This window comes from Mycobacterium asiaticum (genome assembly GCF_001673635.1).
Lineage (GTDB): Bacteria > Actinomycetota > Actinomycetes > Mycobacteriales > Mycobacteriaceae > Mycobacterium > Mycobacterium asiaticum_C.
Genome location: NZ_LZMH01000069.1, coordinates 58,075 through 83,184, shown reverse-complemented (window position 1 = coordinate 83,184; position 25,110 = coordinate 58,075). Strand labels below are relative to the sequence as shown.

Annotated in this window: 24 protein-coding genes and 1 pseudogene; 16 read left to right on the top strand and 9 right to left on the bottom strand. The window is 66.0% G+C overall.

The genetic code is table 11. From position 1 onward, the window contains the following. Positions 1 to 119: 119 nt before the first annotated feature. From groES to A5645_RS19050, 3 genes are all read left to right on the top strand, one after another. Positions 120 to 422 (top strand): co-chaperone GroES, encoded by a 303-nt coding sequence (gene groES, locus A5645_RS19060; protein WP_036352908.1) that lies wholly within the window; start codon positions 120 to 122, stop codon positions 420 to 422. Between the two features lie 87 nt (positions 423 to 509). Then, complete coding sequence (gene groL / locus A5645_RS19055) at positions 510 to 2,129, top strand: chaperonin GroEL (protein WP_065130679.1); 1,620 nt, start codon at positions 510 to 512, stop codon at positions 2,127 to 2,129. Positions 2,130 to 2,400: 271 nt separating this feature from the next. Then, positions 2,401 to 3,927 carry an adenylate/guanylate cyclase domain-containing protein gene (locus A5645_RS19050; RefSeq protein WP_065130678.1) on the top strand — a complete coding sequence of 509 codons (1,527 nt, stop codon included), beginning with the start codon at positions 2,401 to 2,403 and terminating at the stop codon, positions 3,925 to 3,927. On the opposite strand, the gene A5645_RS19045 is transcribed toward A5645_RS19050, so the two are convergent. Beyond that, the gene (locus A5645_RS19045) at positions 3,912 to 4,424 is read right to left on the bottom strand and encodes a hypothetical protein (RefSeq protein ID WP_065130677.1); all 513 of its coding nucleotides are present in this window, start codon (positions 4,422 to 4,424) and stop codon (positions 3,912 to 3,914) included. The two genes, A5645_RS19050 and A5645_RS19045, sit on opposite strands and share 16 nt — an antisense overlap. Before the next feature lie 115 nt (positions 4,425 to 4,539). Here A5645_RS19045 and A5645_RS19040 point away from each other — a divergent pair, with 115 nt between their 5' ends. After that, a complete protein-coding gene (locus A5645_RS19040) occupies positions 4,540 to 5,397 on the top strand; it encodes an alpha/beta fold hydrolase (protein WP_065130676.1) in 858 nt (285 codons plus the stop codon). 32 nt (positions 5,398 to 5,429) lie between these two features. Here A5645_RS19040 and A5645_RS19035 read toward each other — a convergent pair whose 3' ends face one another. Beyond that, the gene (locus tag A5645_RS19035) at positions 5,430 to 6,194 is read right to left on the bottom strand and encodes a superoxide dismutase family protein (RefSeq protein WP_065130675.1); all 765 of its coding nucleotides are present in this window, start codon (positions 6,192 to 6,194) and stop codon (positions 5,430 to 5,432) included. Between the two features lie 39 nt (positions 6,195 to 6,233). Then, entirely contained in the window at positions 6,234 to 6,599 is a 366-nt protein-coding gene (locus A5645_RS19030; protein WP_065038035.1) for a cupin domain-containing protein, read from the bottom strand. A gap of 117 nt (positions 6,600 to 6,716) precedes the next feature. Between A5645_RS19030 and A5645_RS19025 the strand changes: the two genes are divergently transcribed. Continuing rightward, the gene (locus A5645_RS19025) at positions 6,717 to 7,568 is read left to right on the top strand and encodes a LysR family transcriptional regulator (RefSeq protein ID WP_065130674.1); all 852 of its coding nucleotides are present in this window, start codon (positions 6,717 to 6,719) and stop codon (positions 7,566 to 7,568) included. On the opposite strand, the gene A5645_RS19020 is transcribed toward A5645_RS19025, so the two are convergent. Continuing rightward, entirely contained in the window at positions 7,555 to 8,007 is a 453-nt protein-coding gene (locus A5645_RS19020; RefSeq protein ID WP_065130673.1) for an OsmC family protein, read from the bottom strand. The two genes, A5645_RS19025 and A5645_RS19020, sit on opposite strands and share 14 nt — an antisense overlap. An 88-nt stretch (positions 8,008 to 8,095) precedes the next feature. Here A5645_RS19020 and A5645_RS19015 point away from each other — a divergent pair. Then, a pseudogene (locus A5645_RS19015) lies at positions 8,096 to 9,019 on the top strand (LLM class F420-dependent oxidoreductase). A 28-nt stretch (positions 9,020 to 9,047) separates the two neighbouring features. Beyond that, complete coding sequence (locus tag A5645_RS19010) at positions 9,048 to 10,103, top strand: DUF4185 domain-containing protein (RefSeq protein WP_065130672.1); 1,056 nt, start codon at positions 9,048 to 9,050, stop codon at positions 10,101 to 10,103. Between the two features lie 140 nt (positions 10,104 to 10,243). Here the strand turns inward: A5645_RS19010 and A5645_RS19005 are convergent, their stop codons facing one another. Continuing rightward, positions 10,244 to 10,552, bottom strand: a complete 309-nt coding sequence (locus A5645_RS19005) for a WhiB family transcriptional regulator (RefSeq protein WP_036352919.1) — start codon at positions 10,550 to 10,552, stop codon at positions 10,244 to 10,246. Between the two features lie 420 nt (positions 10,553 to 10,972). Between A5645_RS19005 and A5645_RS19000 the strand changes: the two genes are divergently transcribed. The 3 genes from A5645_RS19000 (at position 10,973) to A5645_RS18990 (ending at position 13,453) form a co-directional block, all read left to right on the top strand. Next, the gene (locus A5645_RS19000) at positions 10,973 to 11,773 is read left to right on the top strand and encodes a hypothetical protein (RefSeq protein ID WP_155768098.1); all 801 of its coding nucleotides are present in this window, start codon (positions 10,973 to 10,975) and stop codon (positions 11,771 to 11,773) included. Positions 11,774 to 11,853: 80 nt separating this feature from the next. Next, complete coding sequence (gene sigD / locus A5645_RS18995; protein WP_065141251.1) at positions 11,854 to 12,429, top strand: ECF RNA polymerase sigma factor SigD; 576 nt, start codon at positions 11,854 to 11,856, stop codon at positions 12,427 to 12,429. Next, the gene (locus A5645_RS18990) at positions 12,422 to 13,453 is read left to right on the top strand and encodes an anti-sigma-D factor RsdA (RefSeq protein WP_065130671.1); all 1,032 of its coding nucleotides are present in this window, start codon (positions 12,422 to 12,424) and stop codon (positions 13,451 to 13,453) included. Before sigD ends, A5645_RS18990 begins: the two co-directional genes overlap by 8 nt. A 32-nt stretch (positions 13,454 to 13,485) precedes the next feature. On the opposite strand, the gene A5645_RS18985 is transcribed toward A5645_RS18990, so the two are convergent. Next, a complete protein-coding gene (locus tag A5645_RS18985; protein WP_036356422.1) occupies positions 13,486 to 13,899 on the bottom strand; it encodes a DUF5319 domain-containing protein in 414 nt (137 codons plus the stop codon). 175 nt (positions 13,900 to 14,074) lie between these two features. On the opposite strand from A5645_RS18985, the gene guaB reads away from it, so the two are divergent. Genes guaB through A5645_RS18970 form a run of 3 tightly spaced genes read left to right on the top strand, consistent with a single transcriptional unit; the run spans position 14,075 to position 18,608 of the window. Then, positions 14,075 to 15,673 (top strand): IMP dehydrogenase, encoded by a 1,599-nt coding sequence (gene guaB / locus A5645_RS18980; RefSeq protein WP_036352927.1) that lies wholly within the window; start codon positions 14,075 to 14,077, stop codon positions 15,671 to 15,673. 17 nt (positions 15,674 to 15,690) lie between these two features. Beyond that, complete coding sequence (locus tag A5645_RS18975) at positions 15,691 to 16,818, top strand: GuaB3 family IMP dehydrogenase-related protein (protein WP_065036103.1); 1,128 nt, start codon at positions 15,691 to 15,693, stop codon at positions 16,816 to 16,818. 44 nt (positions 16,819 to 16,862) lie between these two features. Further along, positions 16,863 to 18,608, top strand: coding sequence for a GMC oxidoreductase (locus tag A5645_RS18970; protein ID WP_065130670.1), 1,746 nt, complete (start codon positions 16,863 to 16,865; stop codon positions 18,606 to 18,608). An 8-nt stretch (positions 18,609 to 18,616) separates the two neighbouring features. On the opposite strand, the gene A5645_RS18965 is transcribed toward A5645_RS18970, so the two are convergent. Beyond that, positions 18,617 to 19,513, bottom strand: coding sequence for a TauD/TfdA dioxygenase family protein (locus tag A5645_RS18965; RefSeq protein WP_065130669.1), 897 nt, complete (start codon positions 19,511 to 19,513; stop codon positions 18,617 to 18,619). A 199-nt stretch (positions 19,514 to 19,712) separates the two neighbouring features. Here A5645_RS18965 and A5645_RS18960 point away from each other — a divergent pair, with 199 nt between their 5' ends. The 3 genes from A5645_RS18960 to A5645_RS18950 all read left to right on the top strand — a co-directional run bounded on the left by A5645_RS18960 (position 19,713) and on the right by A5645_RS18950 (position 22,686). Further along, the gene (locus A5645_RS18960) at positions 19,713 to 20,282 is read left to right on the top strand and encodes a TetR/AcrR family transcriptional regulator (protein ID WP_081288438.1); all 570 of its coding nucleotides are present in this window, start codon (positions 19,713 to 19,715) and stop codon (positions 20,280 to 20,282) included. Between the two features lie 24 nt (positions 20,283 to 20,306). Then, complete coding sequence (locus tag A5645_RS18955) at positions 20,307 to 21,002, top strand: dTDP-4-amino-4,6-dideoxyglucose formyltransferase (RefSeq protein ID WP_065130667.1); 696 nt, start codon at positions 20,307 to 20,309, stop codon at positions 21,000 to 21,002. A gap of 115 nt (positions 21,003 to 21,117) precedes the next feature. Beyond that, complete coding sequence (locus tag A5645_RS18950; RefSeq protein ID WP_065130666.1) at positions 21,118 to 22,686, top strand: FAD/NAD(P)-binding protein; 1,569 nt, start codon at positions 21,118 to 21,120, stop codon at positions 22,684 to 22,686. Between the two features lie 4 nt (positions 22,687 to 22,690). On the opposite strand, the gene A5645_RS18945 is transcribed toward A5645_RS18950, so the two are convergent. Together A5645_RS18945 and A5645_RS18940 are read right to left on the bottom strand one after the other, a co-directional pair. Continuing rightward, complete coding sequence (locus A5645_RS18945) at positions 22,691 to 23,686, bottom strand: glycosyltransferase (RefSeq protein ID WP_065036118.1); 996 nt, start codon at positions 23,684 to 23,686, stop codon at positions 22,691 to 22,693. Between the two features lie 29 nt (positions 23,687 to 23,715). Further along, the gene (locus A5645_RS18940) at positions 23,716 to 24,840 is read right to left on the bottom strand and encodes a DegT/DnrJ/EryC1/StrS family aminotransferase (protein WP_366663769.1); all 1,125 of its coding nucleotides are present in this window, start codon (positions 24,838 to 24,840) and stop codon (positions 23,716 to 23,718) included. Positions 24,841 to 25,110 lie beyond the last annotated feature (270 nt).

Genomic DNA, 25,110 nt, shown 5'->3' with positions numbered 1-25,110 from the left:
CTAGGAAGAATGCCAGGTCATCTGGTAATTCGGACGGTTCGGGGCAGCCCCCGGACCGACCGCCAACTCGGTCGGGGCGAACGTCCCGGACCCGATCTAACTAGTGGAGGGCTCCAATCGTGGCGAAGGTGAACATCAAGCCACTCGAGGACAAGATTCTCGTACAGGCCAACGAGGCCGAGACCACGACCGCTTCCGGTCTGGTCATTCCTGACACCGCCAAGGAGAAGCCCCAGGAGGGCACCGTCGTTGCGGTCGGTCCCGGCCGCTGGGACGAGGACGGCGAGAAGCGGATCCCGCTCGACGTCTCCGAGGGTGACACCGTCATCTACAGCAAGTACGGCGGCACCGAAATCAAGTACGGCGGCGAGGAATACCTGATTCTGTCGGCGCGCGACGTGCTGGCAGTCGTTAACAAGTAAAACACCATGTTCGCCCCGGCGATCCCCGTGCGCAGGCACGGGTGATTTCCGGGGCGGCATGCGTTAGGAGCTGGGCTAAGGAGCCTGATGAGCAAACTTATTGAGTACGACGTGACCGCGCGTCGCGCCATGGAAGCGGGCGTCAACAAGCTCGCGAACGCGGTCAAGGTGACTCTGGGACCCGGCGGCCGGCACGTGGTGTTGGCCAAGGCATACGGTGGCCCGCAGGTAACCAACGACGGCGTGACGGTGGCTCGCGAGATCGACCTGGAAGACCCGTTCGAGAACCTGGGCGCTCAGCTGGTGAAGTCGGTGGCCACCAAGACCAACGACGTCGCCGGCGACGGCACCACCACGGCGACCGTGCTGGCCCAAGCCCTGGTCAAGGGCGGGCTGCGCCTGGTGGCCGCCGGGGCGAACCCGATCGCGCTGGGTTCGGGGATCAGCAAGGCCGCCGACGCCGTGTCCGAGGCGCTGTTGTCCGCGGCCACCCCGGTGTCCGGCAAGGAAGCCATCGCTCAGGTGGCCACCGTCTCCTCGCGCGACGAGCAGATCGGTGAGCTGGTCGGCGAGGCCATGAGCAAGGTCGGCCATGACGGCGTCGTCAGTGTGGAGGAGTCCTCGACGCTGAACACCGAGTTGGAGTTCACCGAGGGTGTGGGCTTCGACAAGGGTTTCCTGTCGGCGTATTTCGTCACCGACTTCGACTCCCAGGAAGCCGTGCTCGACGACCCGCTGATCCTGTTGCACCAGGACAAGATCAGCTCGCTGCCCGACCTGCTGCCGCTGCTGGAGAAGGTTGCCGAGGCCGGCAAGCCGCTGCTGATCATCGCCGAGGACGTCGAGGGTGAGGCGCTGGCGACGCTGGTCGTCAACTCCATCCGCAAGACGCTGAAAGCCGTCGCGGTCAAGTCGCCGTTCTTCGGCGACCGCCGCAAAGCCTTCATGCAGGACCTGGCCATCGTCACCGGCGGCGAGGTGGTCAATCCCGACACCGGCCTGGTGCTGCGCGAGGTGGGGCTCGACGTGCTGGGGTCGGCCCGTCGCGTGGTGGTCAGCAAGGACGACACGATCATCGTCGACGGCGCCGGGTCCAAGGACGCGGTCGCCAACCGGGTCAAGCAGCTGCGCGCCGAGATCGAAGCCAGCGACTCCGACTGGGACCGCGAGAAGCTGCAGGAACGGGTTGCCAAGCTGGCCGGCGGCGTCGCCGTGATCCAAGTCGGCGCGGCCACGGAGACGGCACTCAAGGAGCGCAAGGAAAGTGTCGAGGACGCGGTCGCTGCCGCCAAGGCTGCCGTCGAGGAGGGCATCGTCGCCGGCGGTGGTTCGGCGCTGATCCACTCCCGCCACGTGCTCAAGTCACTGCGCGAGGAGCTCAGCGGTGACGAGCAGCTTGGTGTCGACGTGTTCTCCGAGGCGTTGGCCGCCCCGCTGTACTGGATCGCCACCAACGCCGGACTTGACGGCGCGGTGGTGGTCAGCAAGGTCAGCGAGCTGCCCGCCGGGCAGGGCCTCAATGCCGCCACTCGCGAGTACGGCGACCTGGCGGCCCAGGGCGTCGTTGACCCGGTCAAGGTGACCCGCTCTGCGGTGCTCAACGCGTCGTCGGTGGCCCGGATGGTGCTGACCACCGAGACCGCGGTGGTGGAGCGGCCCGCCGAAGAGGCGGACGACGGCCACGGCCACCACGGCCACGCGCACTAAGTCCTGCCCATCAGACGCAAAGCCCCCGACACGCGGAGTGTTCGGGGGCTTTTGCGTCTGTTCGCGCCAGGTGGCGGTCACTCAGGCCCATCCAACTTGCGTGGTACGTCGAGCACCACCGAGACCGCGGTGCTAGATCGGCCCGCCGCGGAGGCAGACGACGGCCACGGGCGAGGTCGCCACCGGCACTGAGTACGCGAGACGAAACGCCCCGGTCATCTGGCCGGGGCGTTTTCGTCGCTCAGCCATCGGATGCGTCTAGTCTCGCGGCATGGACCGCTTCTTGAAGTGGGCGTGGAGCCGGTTCGGCACGCAGTACTCGTGGGTGATCTACGGGGTCTCTTTCCTCGTACCGTTCCCGATATACCTTTTCTTGTCTTGTGCCATCGTGGCTTTCGAGAAATCGGGTCACTACCTCCAAGCGGCGAGCGCCACCGCCGTTGCGATGTTGATGCTGGCGTACGGGATTGTTCTGCCCGGCCGTGGCGCATGGCGGCTTGTCGAGCGATGGGCAGGGGGTGAAGCGGTGGATCCGGCGAAGGCCCTGGAGGCCACGTACACCTGGTCTCGTCGTGCGGTTGCCCGTGGGTTAACGGTCGTCAGCGTGTGCGGCGCCCTGCTGTCGTCCGTCGTTGGCGTCATTGCGGGCGCGGCGGGACCGCGGCTGGTCCAGTATGCGGTCCTGGGTGGCGTTGTCGGGGCTGGCACGCACCTGATCGGTGTGCACAGCGTGCCGGAAGGGCCCATGCGACCGGTACGGGCCGCCATCGCCGGTGAGTCCGGGATCGGCGACTCCCTGCCCCGGTCGCGCCCCACCTTCGCCGCGTGGTCGAACTTGTCCATACTCTCGGTCGCGTTCGGTTTCTCCGTGGCGGGCGCGACGGTGGCGGGGGAGTTCGATCAGTCCGAGCAGTCCCCCCTGCTGTGGGTGATCATCGCCTGTGTTCTGACCCTGGGCTTCGCCGTGCCGATCACCGTGATCAGTGTGTTCGGGCCGTCCTTGCAGCCGATTCGGGATCTTGCCGAGGGCACCAAACGGGTTGCGGCCGGGGACTACTCGCGACGTCTCCCGGTGGTTCAAGACGATGATCTCGGCGCGCTGGCGGGGTCGTTCAACCGCATGCAGGCCGGTTTGGCCGAGCGTCAACGACTTCACGCCGCGTTTGGGACCTACGTCGACCCGTCCTTGGCGGCGCGGCTGCTCGAGCAGGGCGATGACGTGTTCACCGGCGAACGCCGCGAAGTAAGCGTGATGTTCGTCGATATTCGCGACTTCACACCGTTCGCCGAGGCACACACGGCAGAGGAGACCGTCGCTCATCTCAATGCATTGTTCGAGATCGTCGTCCCTGCCGTCGTCGGGGCTGGTGGGCACGTGAACAAGTTCCTCGGCGACGGTGCTCTGGCCGTCTTCGGCGCTCCCAACGAACTTGCCAAGCATGCCGACGCCGCGGTGAGGGCCGCGGTATCGATCAGCCGCCTTGTCGCCGAGCGATTCGGTGGAAGGCTTCGCATCGGCGTCGGGATAAATACCGGCGTTGTGATCGCCGGAACGATTGGCGGCGGTGGCAAACTCGAGTTCACCCTCATTGGTGACACGGTCAATGTGGCGGCCCGCGTCGAGCAGCTCACGAAAATCACGGGTGATGTGATTCTGATGACTGACCAAACCGTACGCGCCTTGGTTTCTCGACTGCCCGGACTCGCCGACCGGGGTGCTCACGCACTGAAGGGTAAGTCGGACCCGATAACGCTCTTCGGACTCGATCCAGCGGTCAACCTTCAGTTGCTCGGCTGAATGGATACAAGCCGGAACGTGCCCGGTTGGGCGTCGTCCGGCGTGAACCGCACCACCAGGACGCCCGGGGGGAACTTGCTGGCCAGGTCATTGAGGGTCCTCGGCAGGAACGCTCTGGCCTTGGCATTGCCGTACCAATTCGGGTCCGACGGGTCAACGCTGAGGTTGTTCACCCGGTCGATGGCGGCGTCCCACTGTTGAACGGGGTCGGGAGCGCCGTTTCCGAATCCCGTCGACTTGAGGTAGGCATCTGCCTGTCCCGCAAGGGTTACCGCCGCACCGCCACCAACCGGTGCCCCGGTGATCGTCCCGTCGACGACATTGGCCCTCACCGACTGCAACCGCGCGGTGCAGACGTTGTCGACGACGCTGGCCGGGATGCAGAAGTCGGGCAACGGGCCGGCGTGGGCGGGGGCGGGGTTCAGGAAGGCTGGGAGCGCCAGGGCAGCTATGGCCGCGCCAGTGGCGGCCACTGCACGGCTGCGATCTTTCCGCATCCTTGAATTGTGTCACCGAGTTTGCCGAGCAGACGCGAAAGCCCCCGACGCGCCGGGCGCGCGGGGGCTTTCGCGTCTGCTCGCGCAACAACGAGCGGAAGATACGCTGCGGGGCATGCAGACATTGGCGACCGCGCGGGAGGCGGCGCGGGCGGGATCGGCCACGCTGTCCCACGGCGTCACGGCGTACCACGTGGTCGGCGACCACGGCCCGTGGGTGGTGTTGGTGCACGGTCTCGTCACACCCAGCTACGCGTGGGAGTCGCTCGCCGAAACGCTTGCCGATCAAGGGTTCCGGGTGCTTCGCTATGACCATTTCGGTCGCGGACTGTCGGATCGGCCGGCTGTGCGCTACGACCTCGACCTGTACGTGGCGCAACTGCGCGAACTGCTCGACGCACTGGGCATCGACACCATGCATTTGATCGGTTGGTCGATGGGCGGGGTGATCATCACGCGCTTCGCCGCCGAAGCTCCCGACCGTGTCACCAGCCTCACGCTCATCGCACCCGCCCTGTACGTGGGCGGACCGCTGACACACATCGGCAAGCTGGCGTTACGACTGCCCGGTGCCGCCAAATTCCTGGCTCGCCATATCGACGACGTGATCAACCGTCTGGACAAAGAGCACTTGAGCCGGCCCCACCAGTTCCCCGATTACAACCGGCGTGCCCGCGAACAACTGCAATTCCCCGGAGTCGCAGAATCTTTCGCTTCGACGGTCATCAACTTTCCGGTCAACGCCGGGGATCAGTGGGTCGCGGTGGGAAGGCATCCGCGCCCGGTGCTGGTGGTGTGGGGCACTCGGGACTCCGCGGCGCCGTACGCGAACAGCCGCCACGTCTCGAAGCTGTATCCACGCTCGGAGTTACTCAGTGTCGAAGGCGCGAAACACGCACCGCACCTGGACTACTCCGAGCTCGTTTTTCCGGCGATCCTGCGGCACTTGACGGGTGACTCGTCAGGACAGTGATGCTACGGCGAGCGCCGAGCGCCGAGCGGGCGTCAGCCGGGCACAGTCGTCGCGGTCTTTGGCGCCGTGGAGGTGACGGTCGGAACGCCGGGGCTGGTGGTGGTACTGGTCGTACTGGTCACCGTGCTGGTGCTGGTGATCGTTTCCGGCGGCGGCACAACAACAGTGGTGGTGACCGTACTGACGCTAGTCGTCGGTGTGGTGGTGGTGGACGACGTTGTTGTCGCCGCGGGCGCGGCAATGACACCGCACGCCACCCGCTTACCTGAATCCCCAGTGGGACTGCCGCCCAAGTTATCCGCGGTCTGATGGATGACCAAAGAGGTACCGGAATTGCTTCGAAGGTCCGCGGCGGTGAACAGGTTGCTGGTGGTGACGAGTTTGGCCGAGCCGTCCGTGCGCACCTGCAGCGCGGTCAGTTCGCCACTTGCGGGGTAGCCGGTGTGATTCGCTGCTTGATAGACGTCTCCGGCGGAGCTGAAAGCTCCTTCGGCGGACCCGGAATCGGCATCACATCTGCCGACCGAATGGATCTGAAGCCCGTGAAACCCCGGGCTCAGAACCTGGTTGGGGCCGGCCTCCACCGTCACGGTCGCATAGCCGTTGGCGAACTCGAACGTCGCGGTGGCGACCTGGGTGCCGTCAGTGCTCTTCACCTGAGTCGTCATACGGTCCGACCCGGACTGCGCGGAAGACGATGACGTGCCGGATTGTCCACCCTGCTGATTGCCGCACGCCGCTAGCGGTGCGACGGCCGCGGCGAGTAGTGCGGCCGCCAAGGGTACGCCTTTGTACATGCGCCGGGCCTACCCCGAATCATCTGAGTTGAAACGATCTCAGTCGGTCGCGACGTGCGGTGGGTCGTAAATGACCAGGAACACGAGATCGTCGGACCCCACGTTGACGAGGCTGTGCACCATGTCCGCCGGAACCTTGACGAAGGTGCCCGGTGTTGTCCGGCTGAATTGGGCGCCCAGTCGCACACGGCCGGTGCCGCTCACGAAGTAGAACGCATGGTTGTAGTCGTGCCGGTGCGGGGCGGATCCCCCGCCAGGGCCGAACTTCGTCAGCTGTGCACTGAACAGCGCGGAGTACTGGGATCCGACCAAATCGTCGGTGACCCAGAAGTCGCGACCGAGCTCGGTCTGGTGCCAGGCAAGGTCTTGTGGCGCAATCACATTCGACGTCGCAATGCTACTCATCGGAATCTCCTTCTAGTGTCCAGGCTGCATTCCGCATCATTACCCAAACCTTCTAGAATGCAAAGCATCCATAAGACTAGTGATATGCCTGCATGGCAGGCGCGTGATGGAGGATCGATGCCGACCCTGTTGCAGCTGAACACGTTCGTGACGGTGGTCGACCACGGTGGCTTCACCGCAGCCAGCCGGCGGCTCGGGTTGTCGCAGCCCGCTACCAGCCGCGCGGTTGCGGCGCTGGAGAAGGAACTGGGGCTGCCGCTGCTGATCCGTCACCGCGACGGAATCTCCCTCACCGAGGCCGGTTCGGTGGCTCTCGATCACGCGCGAAAAGCGCTGCAGCACTTGACATTGATGCGCACCGAAGTCGCGGGTTTGGCCGGTGACGTCACCGGAACGCTCTATCTGGCGAGCCTGCCGACGGCGACCGCGACGTTCGTCGCTCCGCAGCTGCGCACGTATGCCCGGCGCCATCCTGCGGTCACCATCCGGCTGTTGGAAGGAAGCGAGGAGGAGATCCGGGACTGGCTCGACCAGGGTGCCGCCGAAGCCGGTGTGGTCAGCCTGCCCATCAAAGGCCTCGAGTCAGCGGTGCTGGGCGAACAGGACATGGTCGCGGTGGTCCCGGCCGACGATAAGTTGGCGGCCAAGGACAGCATCACCTATACCGACCTGGCCACCGAACCCTTTGTTCGGGGCAAGGGCGGGTGCGCGGACGTGTTCATGCCGATCGCGCGGCGCCAGGGCGTCGAGCTCGACCTGGCCTTCGACGCCCGCGAGATCCCGGCGGCTCTCGAAATCGTGCGGGCCGGGCTCGGGGTGACCATCCTGCCCCGCGCCGGCCTGCCCGAGCTGCCCGGCGTTGCCGTACGACCGCTGGTGCCCAAGACCGTGCGGCGCCTCGGAATTGCGGTCTCTGCCAGGGCTTCGCGGGCGGCACGTGCGTTCCTTGAACAGATCAGCGCGTCGTGATGTGAACCGCTGAGGTCAGCGTCTGGTGCACGGGGCAACGGTCGGCGATCTGCATCAACCGCTGCCGTTGCGAATCGTCGAGGTCGCCGGTGAGCTCGATGTCGCGATCGATATGATCGACCCAGCCGATTTTGGTCTCGCAGTCCGCGCAGTCCTTCGCGTGAATCCGCTTGTGCTGCAACGTCACCCGAACCCGCTCAAGCGGCCAGCCCTTGCGGTTGGCGTACATGCGAACCGTCATGGACGTGCATGCCCCGAGTGCGGACAACAGCAGGTCGTACGGTGTGGGACCGGTGTCATCGCCGATCGGTTGCGGTTCGTCGGCGACAAGGCTGTGCCGTCCGGCGGAGATCTGCTGGGTGTAGGTCCCGGTTCCGGCTTCAGTGACGGTCACCGTGCCTTCGGTCGCTGAGTCTTCGTCCGTCGGTTGTATGTTCATCGCGTCAGTGTGCCGCCGCACGGCCGCGCGTGGGACCAATTCGGAGCGGCGCGGAAGAAACCGGCACAGGTTGCCGTTGCACCCAGGCGTGACTATTCGCCTTGGATTACAGATTCCCAACTTCTCCTACGGCACGCCCGTCGCCGAACTATTTCCCGCCGTCAAGGCCCAAGCCCAGGAGGCCGAAGCCGCCGGGTTCGACACGGTTCTGTTGATGGACCACTTTCATCAACTGCCGGGACTCGGTGAGCCCGATGAACCCATGCTCGAGGCCTACACCGCGCTGGCGGCATTGGCCCCGGCCGTCGAAAATGTCCAGCTGTCCACGCTTGTCACCGGCAACACCTACCGCAACCCGACCCTGCTCGCGAAAATCATCACCACTCTGGACGTGATCAGCGCCGGTAGGGCCATCCTCGGCATCGGGGCGGGCTGGTTCGAGCTGGAACACCAGCAACTGGGCTTCGAGTTCGACACCTTCACCGAGCGGTTCGAAAAGCTCGAAGAGGCGCTGCAGATCATCCTCCCGATGGTGCACGGCGAGCGCCCCACCTTCACCGGCAAGTGGTATCGCACCGAAAGCGCCATCAACGAACCTCGCTACCGGGACCACATTCCGGTGATGCTCGGCGGCAGCGGCGAGAAGAAGACGTTCCGCCTGGCCGCCCGCTACGCCGACCACCTCAACCTCATCGCCGACATCGACCAGCTGCCCGCCAAGCTCGATGTACTGAAATAACGCTGCGCCGAATTCGACAGAGACCCGGCGACGTTGGAAACCAGCGCGTTGCTGACAGTTGTGGTCGACGGGTACGGCGCCCCCACCGATATCGGCGAGGCCCAAGGAGGTCGCGCGGTCACCGGCAGCATCGAACAGATAGCCGACGACATCAAGCGTCGGGTCCTCGACGTGGGCATCGACGGAGTGATCGTGAACCTTCCGACGCACGGTTACACGCCCGGTGTCATCACGAAGGTCGGCGAGGCGCTGCGCCCGCTCATCGACGCTTAACGCAGCACCGCGCGCTACATTCGGCTGCATGAAGCGCCCCCGGTCCGATGGGCCGGGGGCGCTTGCCTTCTCGCACGCGAGCCTGGGCCGGGGCCAGTCGCGCAACCTGGGTGCGGTCGCCGGGACGGGAGCGCGTCGCGGCATCCGCGGCATAGGCGCCGCCGACCTGGGCGAGATCGTCCGGCTGCCCAACGGGAAGCTCGTCGCGGTGTTCGGCGACTCGTTTCGCGGTGACCACGTCGGCGCGGACCCGCACTACCCGTCGGTGGCGGTGCCGGTGTCACTCGACTCGGCAGGACGGGTGCGGTTCGGCCGGCCGCTCACCGGACCCTCCGGAAGCAGGACCGTGCTGTTCCCGCCACCCCCACCCGCCCACGGACGAAACACGTTGCCCGCGGGCAGTATTGAGCTGCTTGACGGGACGACGTACATGATGGTCACCGGCACCAGCGACCTCGTCCCCGACGGCGGGTCCTGGCTGGTGCAGGTCACCGACGACCCGTCGGCCGGTTGGTGCCCCATCGACGGATCATGGCGACCCTGGACACCCGCGCCGGACCCCGGCCATCCCACCCAGATCAGCGGTTATCAGGCCGCCGACGGTGACGTCTACATCGCCGCGGATTCGTTCGACCGGACTCTGCCCGTCACCATGTACCGCGTCGATGCCGCTGAGGTGACCGACCGCAGCGCGTGGCGGCCATGGACCGGCACCCACTGGGGCCGGCCGGGTGAATTGGCCGCAAAGCCCTTGAGCCCCGGCAACTACGGAGAACTCAGCTTCCGCGAGGTCGACGGCAGACCGGTCCTCGTCGGATTCGACGCCTCGATCGGATTCGGCGCCGTCCGGGTGCAGGTGGGTCGGGACGGGCCCACCGAGATCTTCAGCGACGGCGCGGCGACCCTCGCCATGCAGCAGCATGATCCGGACGCGGCCAACTTCGTCCCGCAGAACTACGGGGGATTCATCCTGCCAGGATCCACGCTGGACAACCTGCACATCTTCGGCAGTCAGTGGCATTCGCCGAAGGACGGGCCACAGATCTACAACACCCAGCACATCGTGGTGCACCCGCACCGCTGAACGGGGTCACCGAACGTGGGCCTAATGGATGAATTTCGCAGCGCTTCGCGCGCGCGGCCCACGCTCGGCGCCCAACAGGCGCGAGACACGAACGCAGGCCCGGAGGCTAGGCACCCCGGACCTGCGTCGTCTAGGAGGACTCAGGCCGAGCGCCGGATCCCGCGACCGCGTCCGATGGAACCCTTGAGCAGCATGTCGCGCTCGGATTCCGACAGACCGCCCCACACCCCGTAGGGCTCGCCGACATCCAACGCGTGGGTGCGGCACTCGTCGATCACCGGACACCGCCGGCACATCTCCTTGGCACGCTGCTCGCGTTGCATGCGGGCCCGGCCACGCTCACCGTCAGGGTGGAAGAACATGGACGAGTCGACGCCGCGGCACAACCCCTGTAACTGCCAGTTCCAGATGTCGGCGTTGGGTCCAGGTAGCTGCTCCGGCTGTGGCATTGCTGATTCCTCTCTGCACGGCGCACCTGATGCGGATAGGCTCGCGATCAGGGCGAGTGTGCAACTGAATTGGCAGTGGCGTCACCGATGACTACACCGAACACTCCTAGACGCTAGGGGTGCTAACGAATTGCCGTCAATAGGCGTGCGTTGTGGCGAAATACGCACGCGTTGTAAGAGAATTAACTTCGCGTTCATCTGTGGCGCTTTAGCCGACGACTAGGTGTGCTAACCGGATCGGAACGTTATCGCAAAACGCCTGCTCAAACCGCTGACGTGAGCGTCTTGTAATTGGCACATGAAGGGCTGTGAGTAATATTCCGGTAACACGGATCGCACAAACTTTTTACCATTGAGGCGGCTTCTATCACGGTGATTGAAACCCGTTCCAGTTCCGCGGCTAGGGGTCCAGCAAACGAGCTGGCCGAGGCTGCTTTCGGCAGCCGGCCGGGCACCTGGCCGCTGCCCACGGCAACCACCCCGCGACAGCTCTGGCTGCGCGCCGTCGCCGCCGGCGGGCAGGGCAGGTACGGCAGCGCATACACCGACCTGGCCGCGCTGCGCGGGCAGCAGCAAGCCGGCCCGCTGGCCTCCCTGGCGCACAGCACCCACGGATCGTTCCTGCGGCAATTGGGCTGGCATGCCCTGGCGCGCCGCTGGGACGGCCGCGCGTTCGCGCTGGCGGGCCAGGATCCGGAGGCGGGTGCCGATGCTTTGGTGGGGTTGGCGGCCGACGCGCTGGGCGTCGGCCGCTTCGGGGCGGCGGAGCGATTGCTGGCCCGCTGTGACACGTTGCTCGACGGCACCGACCTGCCGGCGGCGACGGCCGACCGCCTGGCGGTGCGCCGCCGGTGGGTGGGCGCCGAACTGGCGATGGCCTCCGGCGACGGTGCGACCGCGGTCAGTCGGGCGCAGGAGGCGGTCGAGCTGGCGCAGGTCATGACCGGCGCGTCGGCGCGCCATCGGGTCAAGAGCGACGTCGTGCTGGCGGCGGCCCTGTGCAGCAGCGGGGCGGTCGAGCGGGCCCGCGACGTCGCGCAGCGGGCGCTCGAGGCCACCGGACCGCTCGGATTGCGGCCGCTGCGCTGGGCGCTGGCTTGCTTGCTGATCGATACCGGAAGCGTCACGGTTGAAGCACAAGGGCTGCGCGAACTCGTCGAAATCCGGGATATTTGCGCAGGTGAGGTGCAACGCGCTGGCGGAATCTGGCGTACCGCCTGACGTCCTGTCCGCCCGTTATTGTCGATCATCGAGTTAGCCCGGGATGAGTCCCGTTTGTGACTTTGGAGAAACCAGCGTCGATGACAATGCAAGGGGAACGTCTCGACGCTGTGGTCGCGGAGGCCGCCGCAGGGGACCGGAATGCCCTTCGGGAGGTGCTGGAGACCATTCGTCCGATCGTCGTCCGATATTGCCGAGCGCGAGTCGGCACGGTCGAGCGGAGCGGCTTGTCAGCAGACGACGTGGCTCAGGAGGTCTGCTTGGCCACCATTACGGCGCTGCCGCGCTACCGGGACCGGGGGCGCCCGTTCCTGGCCTTCTTGTACGGCATCGCAGCACACAAGGTCGCCGACGCACACCGCGCCGCCGGCCGGAACCTGGCCTATCCCGCCGAAGAGGTGCCCGAGCGCCGTTCGGCGGACGCAGGGCCGGAACAGCGGGCCATCGAAGCCGATTCGGTCACGCGGATGAATGAACTGCTCGAGATCCTGCCGGCCAAACAGCGCGAGATCCTGGTCCTGCGGGTCGTGGTCGGCCTGAGCGCAGAGGAGACCGCCGCCGCGGTGGGCAGCACCACGGGAGCGGTTCGGGTGGCTCAGCATCGCGCACTTCAACGGTTGAGAGACGAGATCGTCGCGGCAGGTGAGTATGCGTAATTCAGATTTCGGCAGCGCCTGGGGTGATCGCCTGGACGACGTGGCCCACACCGACCTGTTGCTCGATGCGCTGGCCGCACGCACCGAAGGCGACTTCGGCGCTCCGGTGCCCGATCCCCTGACCGCGCTGCTGGGGGAATGGCGTGACGACCTGCGCTGGCCGCCGGCCAGCGCGCTGGTGTCGCAGGAGGAAGCCGAGGACGCCCTACGGGCCGGGATGATGCATCGCGGGCGGGGCCGGCGCGGCCTTGCCGCGGTCGGCTCGGTGGCCGCCACCCTGCTGATGCTCAGCGGGTTCGGCGCCGTGATCGCCGATGCCCGTCCGGGCGACCTGTTGTACGGGCTGCACGCCATGATGTTCAACGAGCCGCGGGTTAGTGACGACCAGATCATGTTGTCCGCGAAGGCGGATCTGGCCAAGGTTCAGCAGATGATCGCCCAAGGGCAGTGGGATCAGGCTCAGACGCAGCTGGCCGAGGTCAGCAGCACCCTGCAGGGCGTCAACGACGGCAGCCGGCGCCAGGGGCTGCTGGACGAGGTGACCCAGCTGAACACCAAGGTGGAAAAACGCGATCCCAACGCGACGGTGCGACCGGCGTCGCCGCCGAGCGGGCAGCTCGCGCCCGACGCCCCGGCCAACTCCTGGACGCCGCCCGCGGCTCCCGCCCCCGAACTCACCGAACCCAGCACGCCCGTCGCGTCACCCACACCCACGCCGACCACCACGCCGCCGGCGGAGGCCGGCACCACCGAACCCACTACGCCTACCGAACCGACTACGCCGACGACCACCAAGCACCGGCATTCGTCGACGACACCGTCGCCCAGCACGACCCCGCCCACGCCGACACCGTCATCGAAGGGCAAGCCGAAACCGAGCACGTCGGCCCCGGCTACCTCGCCGACCTCGCCGGTGGCGGCGCCGGGGTCACCGACGGTGCCGACACCGTCGGGACAGCTGTGGGACAGGACAACGGGGGCGTCCACGCCCAGAACACCGTTCCCAGCCGGTCCTACGCCCTGAGCGAAACGGGCCCAGGGGCAACCAGAAATAACTCAGAGGTGGCGCCGGAATCCGTCCGCGTCTGAGGTCGCTTCGTTGAGCGACGCGTCGGCGTACCCGCGGCAATAATCCCACGTGACGTAGGCGTCCGGTTCCGGGTCGTAGGCAGGCTCGTGCGGGCGGACGGTGCCGTCGATCAGCAGCTGCAGCAGGTTAGCCCGCAGCATGTCCCAATCGTGGTAATGGTCCTGCTGGCATTCGTCACAGCAGACCACCAAACCGCGAATTCCCCTGTGCGCCAACAACGCTTCGTACACAGCCAGGTCGGCCAGATCCGCTTCGACGGCTAACCGTTCTTGCTGATCGAGCGGCTGACCCGGCTCGACGGCCTCCAACGCGGCCGACGGGTCACAAGGGTCGTCGGCGAAAGGGTCAGGCGGCAAACCCGGCGGGAGGTGGTCACGCACCCCCATAGCCTACGCAGCCGGGCAGTGATAATGCCAGAAATTGTCCGGGCGAGCCGAACTCCAGGGCCGCTTCCCGAGCCGGTGACGCGCCACGCAGAACTTGCGAGTAGGAGTGTCCGGCCGAGCCGATAGGATGACCTTTTCACCCCGAACATGCATCTGGAGGGCTCCACCGATGTCCCGTGGCATGTCCCACCTCGAAGACAGCTCCGACCTGGTCGGCAGCCCATATGTGCGCGACGCCCAGCTGGGCGACCTCGCGCACGACCCGGTGCCCACCGGCGGTGACGACCCGCACAAGATCGCGATGCTGGGCCTGACCTTCGACGACGTCTTGCTGCTGCCGGCGGCCTCGGACGTGGTGCCGGCGACCGCGGACACCTCGAGCCAGCTCACCAAGCGGATCAGGCTCAAGGTGCCCCTGGTCAGCTCGGCGATGGACACCGTCACGGAGTCCCGGATGGCGATCGCGATGGCCCGGGCCGGCGGCATGGGCGTGCTGCACCGCAACCTGCCCGTCGCCGAACAGGCCGGCCAGGTCGAAATGGTGAAGCGGTCCGAGGCCGGCATGGTCACCGACCCGGTTACCTGCCGTCCGGACAACACCTTGGCCCAGGTCGACGCGCTGTGCGCCCGGTTCCGGATCTCCGGGTTGCCCGTTGTCGACGACGACGGCGCGCTGGTCGGCATCATCACCAACCGCGACATGCGCTTCGAGGTCGACCAGTCCCGGCAGGTCGCCGAGGTGATGACCAAAGCGCCGCTGATCACCGCTCAGGAGGGCGTCAGCGCATCGGCTGCCCTGGGCCTGCTGCGCCGCAACAAGATCGAGAAGCTACCGATCGTGGACGGCCACGGCCGACTGACGGGGCTGATCACCGTCAAGGACTTCGTCAAGACCGAGCAGCACCCGCTGGCCACCAAGGACAGCGACGGCCGGCTACTGGTGGGCGCCGCGGTGGGCGTCGGCGGCGACGCCTGGGTGCGCGCCATGATGCTGGTCGATGCCGGGGTTGATGTGCTGGTGGTCGATACCGCACACGCCCACAACCGGTTGGTGCTGGACATGGTCAGCAAGCTCAAGCTCGAGGTCGGTGACCGCGTCGAGGTGGTCGGCGGCAACGTCGCCACCCGCTCGGCCGCCGCGGCGCTGGTCGATGCCGGCGCCGACGCGGTGAAGGTGGGCGTGGGCCCGGGCTCGATCTGCACCACCCGAGTGGTCGCGGGGGTAGGAGCGCCACAAATCACCGCGATTCTGGAAGCGGTCGCGGTGTGCCGCCCGGCGGGTGTGCCGGTGATCGCCGACGGCGGGTTGCAGTACTCCGGTGACATCGCCAAGGCGCTGGCCGCCGGTGCGTCGACCGCGATGCTGGGCTCGCTGCTGGCCGGCACCGCCGAGGCGCCCGGCGAACTGATCTTCGTCAACGGCAAGCAGTACAAGAGCTACCGCGGCATGGGATCGCTCGGTGCCATGCAGGGTCGCAACGGGACGAAGTCGTTCTCCAAGGACCGCTACTTCGCCGACGACGCGCTTTCCGAGGACAAGCTGGTGCCCGAGGGCATCGAGGGCCGAGTGCCGTTCCGCGGCCCGCTCGGATCGGTGATCCACCAGTTGACCGGTGGCTTGCGCGCCGCGATGGGTTACACCGGCGCGCCCACCATCGAGGTGCTGCAACAGGCGCAGTTCGTCCGGATCACGCCGGCGGGGTTGAAGGAGAGTCACCCACACGACGTCGCCATGACCGTCGAAGCGCCCAACTACTACGCCCGGTAGAGCGCGCGGACATCGAAATGGTCGAGATCGGCATGGGCCGCAGCGCCCGTCGTACCTATGAGCTCAGTGACATCAACATTGTGCCGTCGCGGCGCACCCGCTCGTCGCAGGATGTGTCCACGGCCTGGCAGCTGGATGCCTACCGGTTCGAGATCCCGGTACTGGCGCACCCGACCGACGCCCTGGTGTCCCCGGAATTCGCCATCGAGCTGGGCCGGCTCGGTGGGCTGGCGGTGCTCAACGGGGAGGGGCTGTACGGACGGCACGCCGACGTCGAGGCCAAGGTCGCCCAGCTGGTCGAGGCCGCCACCAAGGAGCCCGAGCCGTCGGCGGCGATCCGGTTGCTCCAGGAGCTGCACGCGGCCCCGCTGAATCCTGACCTGCTCGGCGCCGCCGTGGCCCGCATCCGCGAGGCCGGGGTCACCACGGCGGTACGGGTCAGCCCGCAGAATGCGCAGGCGCTGACCCCGGTGCTCGTGCAGGCCGGTGTCGACCTGCTCGTGATCCAGGGCACCATCGTGTCGGCCGAGCGGGTGGCCAGCGACGGGGAGCCGCTCAACCTCAAGACCTTCATTTCCGAACTCGACATTCCCGTCGTCGCCGGCGGCGTGCAGGACCACCGCACCGCCCTGCACCTGATGCGGACCGGCGCGGCGGGCGTCATCGTCGGCTACGGCTCCACCCAGGGCGTCACCACCACCGATGAGGTGCTCGGCATCAACGTGGCAATGGCCACCGCGATCGCCGACGCCGCCGCCGCGCGCCGCGAATACCTCGACGAGACCGGTGGGCGCTACGTCCACGTGCTGGCCGACGGCGACATTCACACCTCGGGTGAGTTGGCCAAGGCGATCGCCTGCGGAGCGGACGCGGTGGTGCTCGGCACGCCGCTGGCCGAATCCGCCGAGGCGCTTGGCGACGGCTGGTTCTGGCCGGCCGCCGCCGCGCACCCCTCGTTGCCCCGTGGGGCGTTGCTCCAGATCGCGGTCGGCGAGCGACCGCCACTGGAACGGGTCCTCAACGGCCCCTCTGACGACCCATTCGGCACGCTCAATCTCGTTGGGGGCCTTCGGCGTTCGATGGCGAAAGCCGGATACTGTGACCTCAAGGAATTCCAGAAGGTCGGGTTGACAGTAAGCACCTAGGGGTTGCTGTTTAGTTCCGGTGTAAAGCCGGTCATACTGCAGCAATGCAGCCTGATTATGACGTCCTGATTATCGGTTCGGGATTCGGCGGCAGCGTCAGCGCGCTGCGGCTCACCGAGAAGGGTTACCGAGTCGGCGTGCTGGAGGCCGGCAAGCGCTACGCCGACGACGAATTCGCCAAGACCTCATGGGAGCTGCGCAAATTCCTGTGGGCGCCCAAGTTGGGTTGCTACGGCATCCAGCGCATCCACCCGCTGAAGAACGTGATGATCCTGGCCGGTGCCGGGGTAGGCGGCGGTTCGCTGAATTACGCGAACACGCTGTACATCCCGAACGACCCGTTCTTCAACGACCCGCAGTGGCGCGAGATCACCGACTGGCGGTCGGAGTTGATGCCGCACTACGAGCAGGCCCAGCGGATGCTCGGCGTGGTCTACAACCCGACGTTCACCGACGCCGACCGCATCGTCAAAGAAGTCGCCGACGAGATGGGTTGCGGCGACACCTTCGTGCCGACCCCGGTCGGGGTTTTCTTCGGCCCGGACGGCACCAAGACGCCCGGCAAGAAGGTGCCCGACCCCTACTTCGGTGGTGCCGGGCCCGAGCGCACCGGCTGCCTGGAATGCGGCTGCTGCATGACGGGCTGCCGCTTCGGCGCCAAGAACACGCTATTGAAGAACTACCTCTATCTCGCGGAAGCGGGTGGGGCAGAGGTGATTCCGATGACGACCGTGAAGAACTTCGAACAGCGCTCCGACGGGGTCTGGGAAGTGCAGACCGTGCGGACCGGCAGCTGGCTGCGCCGCGACCGGCGGTCCTACACCGCCAATCACCTGATTCTGGCCGCGGGAACCTGGGGCACCCAGCACCTGCTGTTCAACATGCGCGACAAGGGCAAGCTGCCACGACTGTCCAAGCGCCTGGGCGTGCTGACCCGCACCAACTCCGAGTCGATCGTCGGCGCCGCGCGGCTCAAGGTGTCACCGGACCTCGACCTCACGCACGGCGTGGCGATCACCTCCTCGATCCACCCGAGCTCCGACACGCACGTGGAACCGGTTCGCTACGGCAAAGGCTCCAACGCCATGGGGCTGCTGCAGACATTGATGACCGACGGCTCGGGACCCGAAGGCACCGACGAGCCGCGGTGGCGCCAGCTCATCCGGCTGGCCCGCGAGGACCCCAAGGCGATCATTCGGCTGCTCAACACCAAACAGTGGAGCGAGCGCACCATGATCGCGCTGGTCATGCAGAACCTGGACAACTCGATCACCACCTACACCAAGCGCGGCAAGCTCGGCGTCCGCTGGTACACCAGCAAGCAGGGCCACGGCGAGCCGAACCCGTCCTGGATTCCGGTCGGCAACGAAGTCACCCGCCGGATCGCCAAGAAGATCGACGGCGTGGCCGGTGGTACCTGGGGCGAGTTGTTCAACATTCCGCTGACCGCGCATTTCCTGGGCGGGGCGGCAATTGGGGACAGCCCGGACAACGGTGTGATCGACCCCTACCACCGGGTCTACGGCTACCCGAACCTCTATGTGGTTGACGGAGCGGCGATCTCGGCGAATCTGGGCGTGAACCCGTCGCTGTCGATCACCGCCCAGGCCGAGCGGGCCGCCGCGCTGTGGCCCAACAAGGGGCAGGATGACTTGCGTCCTGAACAGGGGGAGCCTTACCGCCGGCTGGATCCGATCGAGCCCGAGAACCCGGTGGTCCCCGCCGACGCGCCGGGTGCGCTACGCCGGTTGCCGATGGAGGAAATCGCCCCGACGGCCGACGCGAGTTAGGCCGCCCCTCACCCCGCCAAGGCCAGCGGTGACCCGCTGACCACCCGGCTGCGCCGGCCGTGCACGTCGACCGGGACATCGCCGATCAGGGTGACCCGGTGCATCAGCCGGTACTGGTCGTCGTAGTCGTCGACCGCGCGGTGCTGGGTGGCCCGGTTGTCCCAGATCGCGACGTCGCCCGGCCGCCAGTTCCATCGAACGGTGTTCTCCGGCACGGTTATTCGCCGTTGTAGCAGCTCGAACAGCGCGTTGGACTCGGTGCTGTTCAGGCCGACGAAGCTGCGCACGAAATCTCCGGCCACCAGCGTGCGCTCGCCGGTATCTGGATGGACGCGCACCACCGGGTGCTCGGTGCGAAAATCGGGCTTCTCGAACGCCTGCCGGAACGCCCGCTGCAGATCGGTGGCTGATTCGGTGGACGCGCTGTCCACGTAGTCGTAGCGGTTGGTGTGCAGCGCCCACAGATTTTCGACCAGGCACTTCAGCGGCTCGGGCAACGCCGTGTACGCCGCGGCGGTGTTGGCCCACAGCGTTGAACCGCCGTAGCTGGGCAACGTCACCGCACGCAAGATGGACGCCGCCGGGTAGTTCGCGGCGAAGGTGACGTCGGTATGCCAGCGGTTGGCCTTGCCGAACTCGGAGTTGATCGGGGTGATGATCGGGGCGTCCGGTGCCAGGGCGACGGCAGCCGGATGACCGATCGGAGTGCCCAGCAGCTCCGCGAACGCCAGCTGTTCGGCATCGTCGAGGTGATGCTGATCGCGGAAGAAGATCACCTTGTGGGTCAACAGGGCCGCGCGAATCTCTTCGGTCGCGGCACGGGGGAGCTCGCCGCTCAAGCGCACTCCGCTGACTTCGGCGCCGATGCGGCTGCCGAGCTTGTGCACGGCTATCTGGTCTGCCATCGTTCTAGCCCTTCTCGAAGGGGTGTAGTCACCCGACTACGGCAGGAGTGTAGTCATATGACTACACAACCGCAAGGGCCGTCGCCGATCCTGCCGAGCGTGGGCCCTACGCAGCCGAAACGCGTTCACCGCATTCCTGAGCCCCACGCTCGACGCGGGCTTCGGTGTAGTCGCTTGCCCACCCGGTTACCGTTGGCGGGTGACTACACGGTCGGCAAACGCCTCGCGGGGCCCGATTCCTACCGGACGGGAGGAGGTGGCGGCCGCGGTCCTGCAGGCGGCGGCCGACCTGTTCGCCGAGCGGGGCCCGGCCGCGACGTCGATCCGCGACATCGCCACCCGCTCAAAGGTCAATCACGGGTTGGTATTTCGTCACTTCGGCACCAAAGACCAGTTGGTCGGCGCCGTGCTCGATCATCTGGGCACCGAGTTGACGACGCTGCTGCAGTCGAACGCCGAGCCCGACGTCCTGGACCGGGCGATGGACCGTCAGATGCGGGTTTGGGCGCGGGCCCTGCTCGACGGCTATTCGGCCGAGCAACTGCAGACCCGCTTTCCCAACGTGGTGCCGCTCCTCGATTATGCGCGCACGCGTCACGACAAAGATTCCGAGGCGCGCATGGCCGTCGCGAATGCCCTTGCGCTGCAATTGGGCTGGCGGCTGTTCGAACCGATGCTGCGCTCGGCGACCGGGCTCGACGAGCTGACCGACGCCGACCTGCGGCAGGCAGTGATCGCAGAAGCGACCCGGTTGATCGAACCGCACTGAGCGGTCAAGTAGGGTGCGCGGGCGATGAGAATTCTGATCCTGACCGACAACGTGCACGCCCACGCGATCGCGGCTGAACTGCAGGCCAACTACGACGACGTCGAGGTGTACCAGACTCCGATCGGGCAACTGCCGGGCGTGCCGCGCCTCGACGTCAAGGAGCGCACGACCGACATCATCGAGAACTATGGGCTGGTGCTCTCGCTGCACTGCAAGCAGAAGTTCCCCGACGCACTACTCGACGGAGTTCGGTGTGTGAACGTGCACCCAGGCCTGAATCCCTATAACCGCGGCTGGTTTCCGCAGGTCTTCTCGATCATCGACGGGCAGAAGGTCGGGGTGACGATCCACGAGATGGACGACCAGCTCGACCACGGCCCCATAATCGCCCAGCGCGAATGCCCGATCGAATCGTGGGACACCTCGGGCAGCGTCTATGTCCGGCTGCTGGAGATCGAGCGCGAGTTGGTGCTCGAACATTTCGAGGCCATCCGCGACGGCCGCTACACCGCCTCGCCGATGCCCGGCGAGGGAAATCTCAACTTGAAGAAGGACTTCGCCGCACTTCGGCAGCTCGACCTCGATGAACGAGGAACTTTCGGCCAATTCCTGAATCGGTTGCGCGCGTTGACACACGACGACTATCGCAATGCGTGGTTCCTCGACGAGAACGGGCGCAAGGTGTTCGTCCGGCTGGTGCTGGAGCCCGAGGACCGCTGAAGCGCGGGACGCCCGCCCCGAACCCCCCACCCCACACAGTGATTATGTTAGCCTTGCCTAATTCGGCCGGAGCGATGGAGAGGTGGAGTGCGTGCCACGTACGAGCGCTCCACCGATGTTCGATCTCGCCTTCATCGGCAGTGGCATTGCCACTTCCATGACCTTGCTGGAAATTGCTCAGGGCCTGCAGGCTGGCCGGCCGACCAAACTGCGAATCGCAGTCGTCGAGCGCGATGACCAGTTCTGGTGCGGAATTCCCTACGGGCGCCGCTCCAGCGTCCGTTCGCTCGCCATCCAGAAGCTCGACGAGTTCATCCACGAACCCGAGAGGTCGGCGTACATCGCCTGGCTCGAGCACAACAAACACCGTTGGCTGCCCGCTTTCCAGGTGCACGGCGGTGACGCGGCGGCGCGCTGGATCAGCGACAACCGTGCGGCGCTCGACGCCAATCAGTGGGGCGAGCTTTACCTGCCGCGCAACGTGTTCGGCATATTCATCGCCGAGCAGGTCGCTGCCGCCGTCGCCGCGCTCGAGGAATTGAACGTGGCCGAGGTGATGCCCATCCACGCCGAAGCGATCAGCATCAGGGCTGTGGACGGTCGCTTCGTGATCGGCCTGAGCTCAGCTGAGCCCAACGAGATCATTGCGCGCAAGGTCGTGGTCGCCGTCGGTAGCCCGCCGCCGAAGACGCTGTGGACCGAGCCCGCCCCCGCACCGTTCACCTACCTCAACGACCTGTACTCGCCGGACGGGGAGAGCAACATGGCGCGGCTCCGTGACGCACTGGCGCGGGTCGAGGTGCCAGAGCAGCGCAACGTGCTGATCGTCGGTTCCAACGCGACCTCACTGGAAGCGCTCTACCTGTTGCGTCATGACGCGCGCATTCGCGGACACCTCGACTCCGTAACCGTCATCTCCCGTTCTGGCTTGCTGCCCTACCCGATTTTCCAGGACCCGCCGGACTTCGACTTCCCCCGACTGAATGGGGTGGTTGCCGCGAAAGCGGTTGACGCGGCGGGGCTTATGGCGGCGATTCGTGCCGATCTGGAAACCGCCGAACAACGGTCCCTGAATATCGCCGATCTGTATGACGGCATCGGGGCACTGGTGGGCCAAGCCCTGGGCCGGATGGATCCCTTGCAGCAGGAAGAGTTTCACTGCGTGCACGGGATGAACTACACCAAATTGGTGCGGCGCGCCGGACGCGACTGTCGTCAGGCCGCCGACGAGCTGGCGGCCGAAGGCAAACTCACCATGCTGGCGGGGGACGTTGTCAGCGTGGCCGCGTGCACGTCCGGCAGGCCGGTTGCCACGGTGCTTTACCGTACCCCGGAAGGGGAGCGGAGACATCCGAAAACGTTTGCCGCGGTGTTGAATTGTGGCGGTTTCGAGGATCTGGACGCATGCTCGTCGCCGCTATTGGTCAGCATGATGCGTAGCGGCCTGTGCCGGCCGAACCGCACCAACCGCGGTTTCCTGGTGAACGACGAATTCGAGGCCAGTCCGGGGCTGCACGTGATCGGGCCGCTGGTCGGCGGCAACTTCAACTCGACGATCCGGTTCTGGCACGTGGAAAGCGCACCACGCATCCGTTCGTTGGCGAAACTGTTGGCCCCCAGCCTGATTACTGCACACCGCTACGACGGAACCGTCGGCTCGTGCGGAACTCAGCTCTCGGCTTAGCGCGTCACGGTTGCGTTTGCGCGCCACTACGGCGTCGCTTTCTGAATTGGTGTACGACCGCCGCAGAGTAAACCTGAGTGGCAGTATGCGCTTTGGACACCTTGTGCTCGAGCCGGCGCAATGGTGTTCCCGTCCAGCGGTGCTGCCAGGCAAGCGCCGCCAACCGTGGATGGTCCGCAATGGATTGACGGAGGACGGCATGTCCCGCGGGGCCCGGCAGGCGTGCCATCTCCGCGAAGACGATATCGGAAACCTTCCCGACAATCCTTTCCCGCGTTTCGTCGCCCGAAACCAGGTCGAGCATCGCATTGAGGGACGCGGCCACCCCGTGGCCCCGCTTGCGCCAGAACTCATGGCGGTCGTGATCGACGTCGTACCAAATACCTTGTGGCTGGCGGCGATACACCGCCATTGTTTCCGGCAGCATGGCGATCTGACCATTTATTGCGTGTCGAACATGCAGATACCAGTCGATGGGCATGACGTTGGCCGGAATGTCGTCGTAGCGGACGTCGCGGCGATACATGACGGAATTGGTCTGAATGAAATTGCGCTCCAGCAGGGCTTCCAGGCTCAAATTGCGGCGTTGACGAAGTGGCGGGAACACCGAATCGGGTGTCCCATCTGTGTGAACCACTCGCACCGGGTGAAAGCACACAGTCGTTTCGGGATGCTGATCCATGAATGCGACCTGCTTTGCCAGCTTGAGTGGATCAGTCCAGAAATCGTCGCCTTCACATAGCGCGACGTACTGACCTCGCGCGGCAGCCAACGTTTCGACGAAATTGGTGTAAACACCGACGTTTTCGGACCTGAGGATGACTCGGAACAGGCCAGGGTAGCGCTCGGCGTATTCCCGGATGATCGCCGGCGTGGTGTCCGTGGAGGCGTCGTCGGCGATGACGACCTCGACCGGAAAGTCAGTCATCTGCGCGACGAAACCCTCTAGGGCATCACGAATGTAGTCCTCCTGGTTGTAAGCGATCGAGACGACGCTCACTTTCGGCGGACCGGCGGCGAACGTCTCAGTCACGTCGACCGTCCGCCGGACTGAACTGCGGCCACCACCCGGGCAACGTCAACTGCTGCCATGTGGTCATGCACCGGCAGCGACACGATTCGTGAACAAATGTCCTCTGTGACAGTCAGATCCGTGCTTTGCACCAATTCGCTGTTGGTCGCGAAGTAGGGATGCAGGTGTTGTGCCGGGTTGTAGTAGTCACGTGCCCGGATCGCGTCGCTGTGCAGACTGGCCATGACCGCGGCCTTTTGGTCCGCGGACGTGCAGCACACGCTGGCAAAGCAGAGCGACGAAGCATCGGCATTCTGCTGAAAGGACACGCCTGTGCCGGCAAGTCCGGCACGATAGCTCGCCAGCACGCGACGGCGGCTGGCGAGGCGGTGATCGAGATTTACCAGCTGGCGCAGCCCAATGGCGGCGTTGATCTCCTGCAGCTTCGCATTCATGCCGAAATGGGTGGATTCGCGAGACTTGGCGAAGCCGAAGTTCTGAAACTTATACGCCTGCTCGACCAGTCGACGGTCGCGAGACGCCAGAGCGCCCCCCTCACCGACCGCGAACGGCTTGGTCGCATGCAACGAGAAAATCTCACAGGCGCCGCGTCCCCCGACATGCGTGCCGTCTTCGTATGTGGAGCCGAACGCGGCCGCGGAGTCCACCACCAGCGGAAGGTCCCATTCGGCCGCGAGTGCCTCCCAGGCGTCGATCTGCGGGTTCCCGACCCCGAATACGTTCGCCAGCACGATGCCGGCGATCTGGTCCCGCGACCGTTCCAGGACCGAGCGCGCCGACGGAACGGATGGCTGCCAGCTCTGGGCGTCGATGTCGATGAACCAGGGCCGGTATCCCGTCCACAGCGCCGCTTGCGACACCCCGACAAAAGTGAAGGAGGGCATCAGCACGTAGCGGTCCCGACTGCCCTCTCCGAGCGTGACGTGCAGTGCGGCGATCAGTGCCATGGTCCCGTTCGCCATGGTGGCAACATGCAGGTCTGGGCCGAGGTATTCGCCCATGGCGCGGGCGAACCGTTGCTCCATCGGACCGAAATTCGTGTACCAGTTCGCCGCGGAGATCCGCCCGAAGTCCTCGGCGAGCTCGGCTGGTCCCGGAAAGGTGGGGCGGATGAACGGAATCTCGGAAGTGGTCCAACGGACCGATTCGGCTCGTGGCCGCGAGCCGGCGCGGCTCGCGTACCGGCTCGACAACGGCTCCAGCAACGAACCGTGAAACGTCCGAGTTTTGTTAGAGGCAGAAGTCAAGTTCGGTCTACTCAGTTAGCTGGGTAATCGGCGTGGGAACTCAAGTTGCCTAGGTTAGCCTACCCTGATTTTGCTGTCTACTCGGAGTAGCTAACCCAGCGGCGACCCATACGTTCGGGATGAAATGAGCGTCGCAGCCTGCGA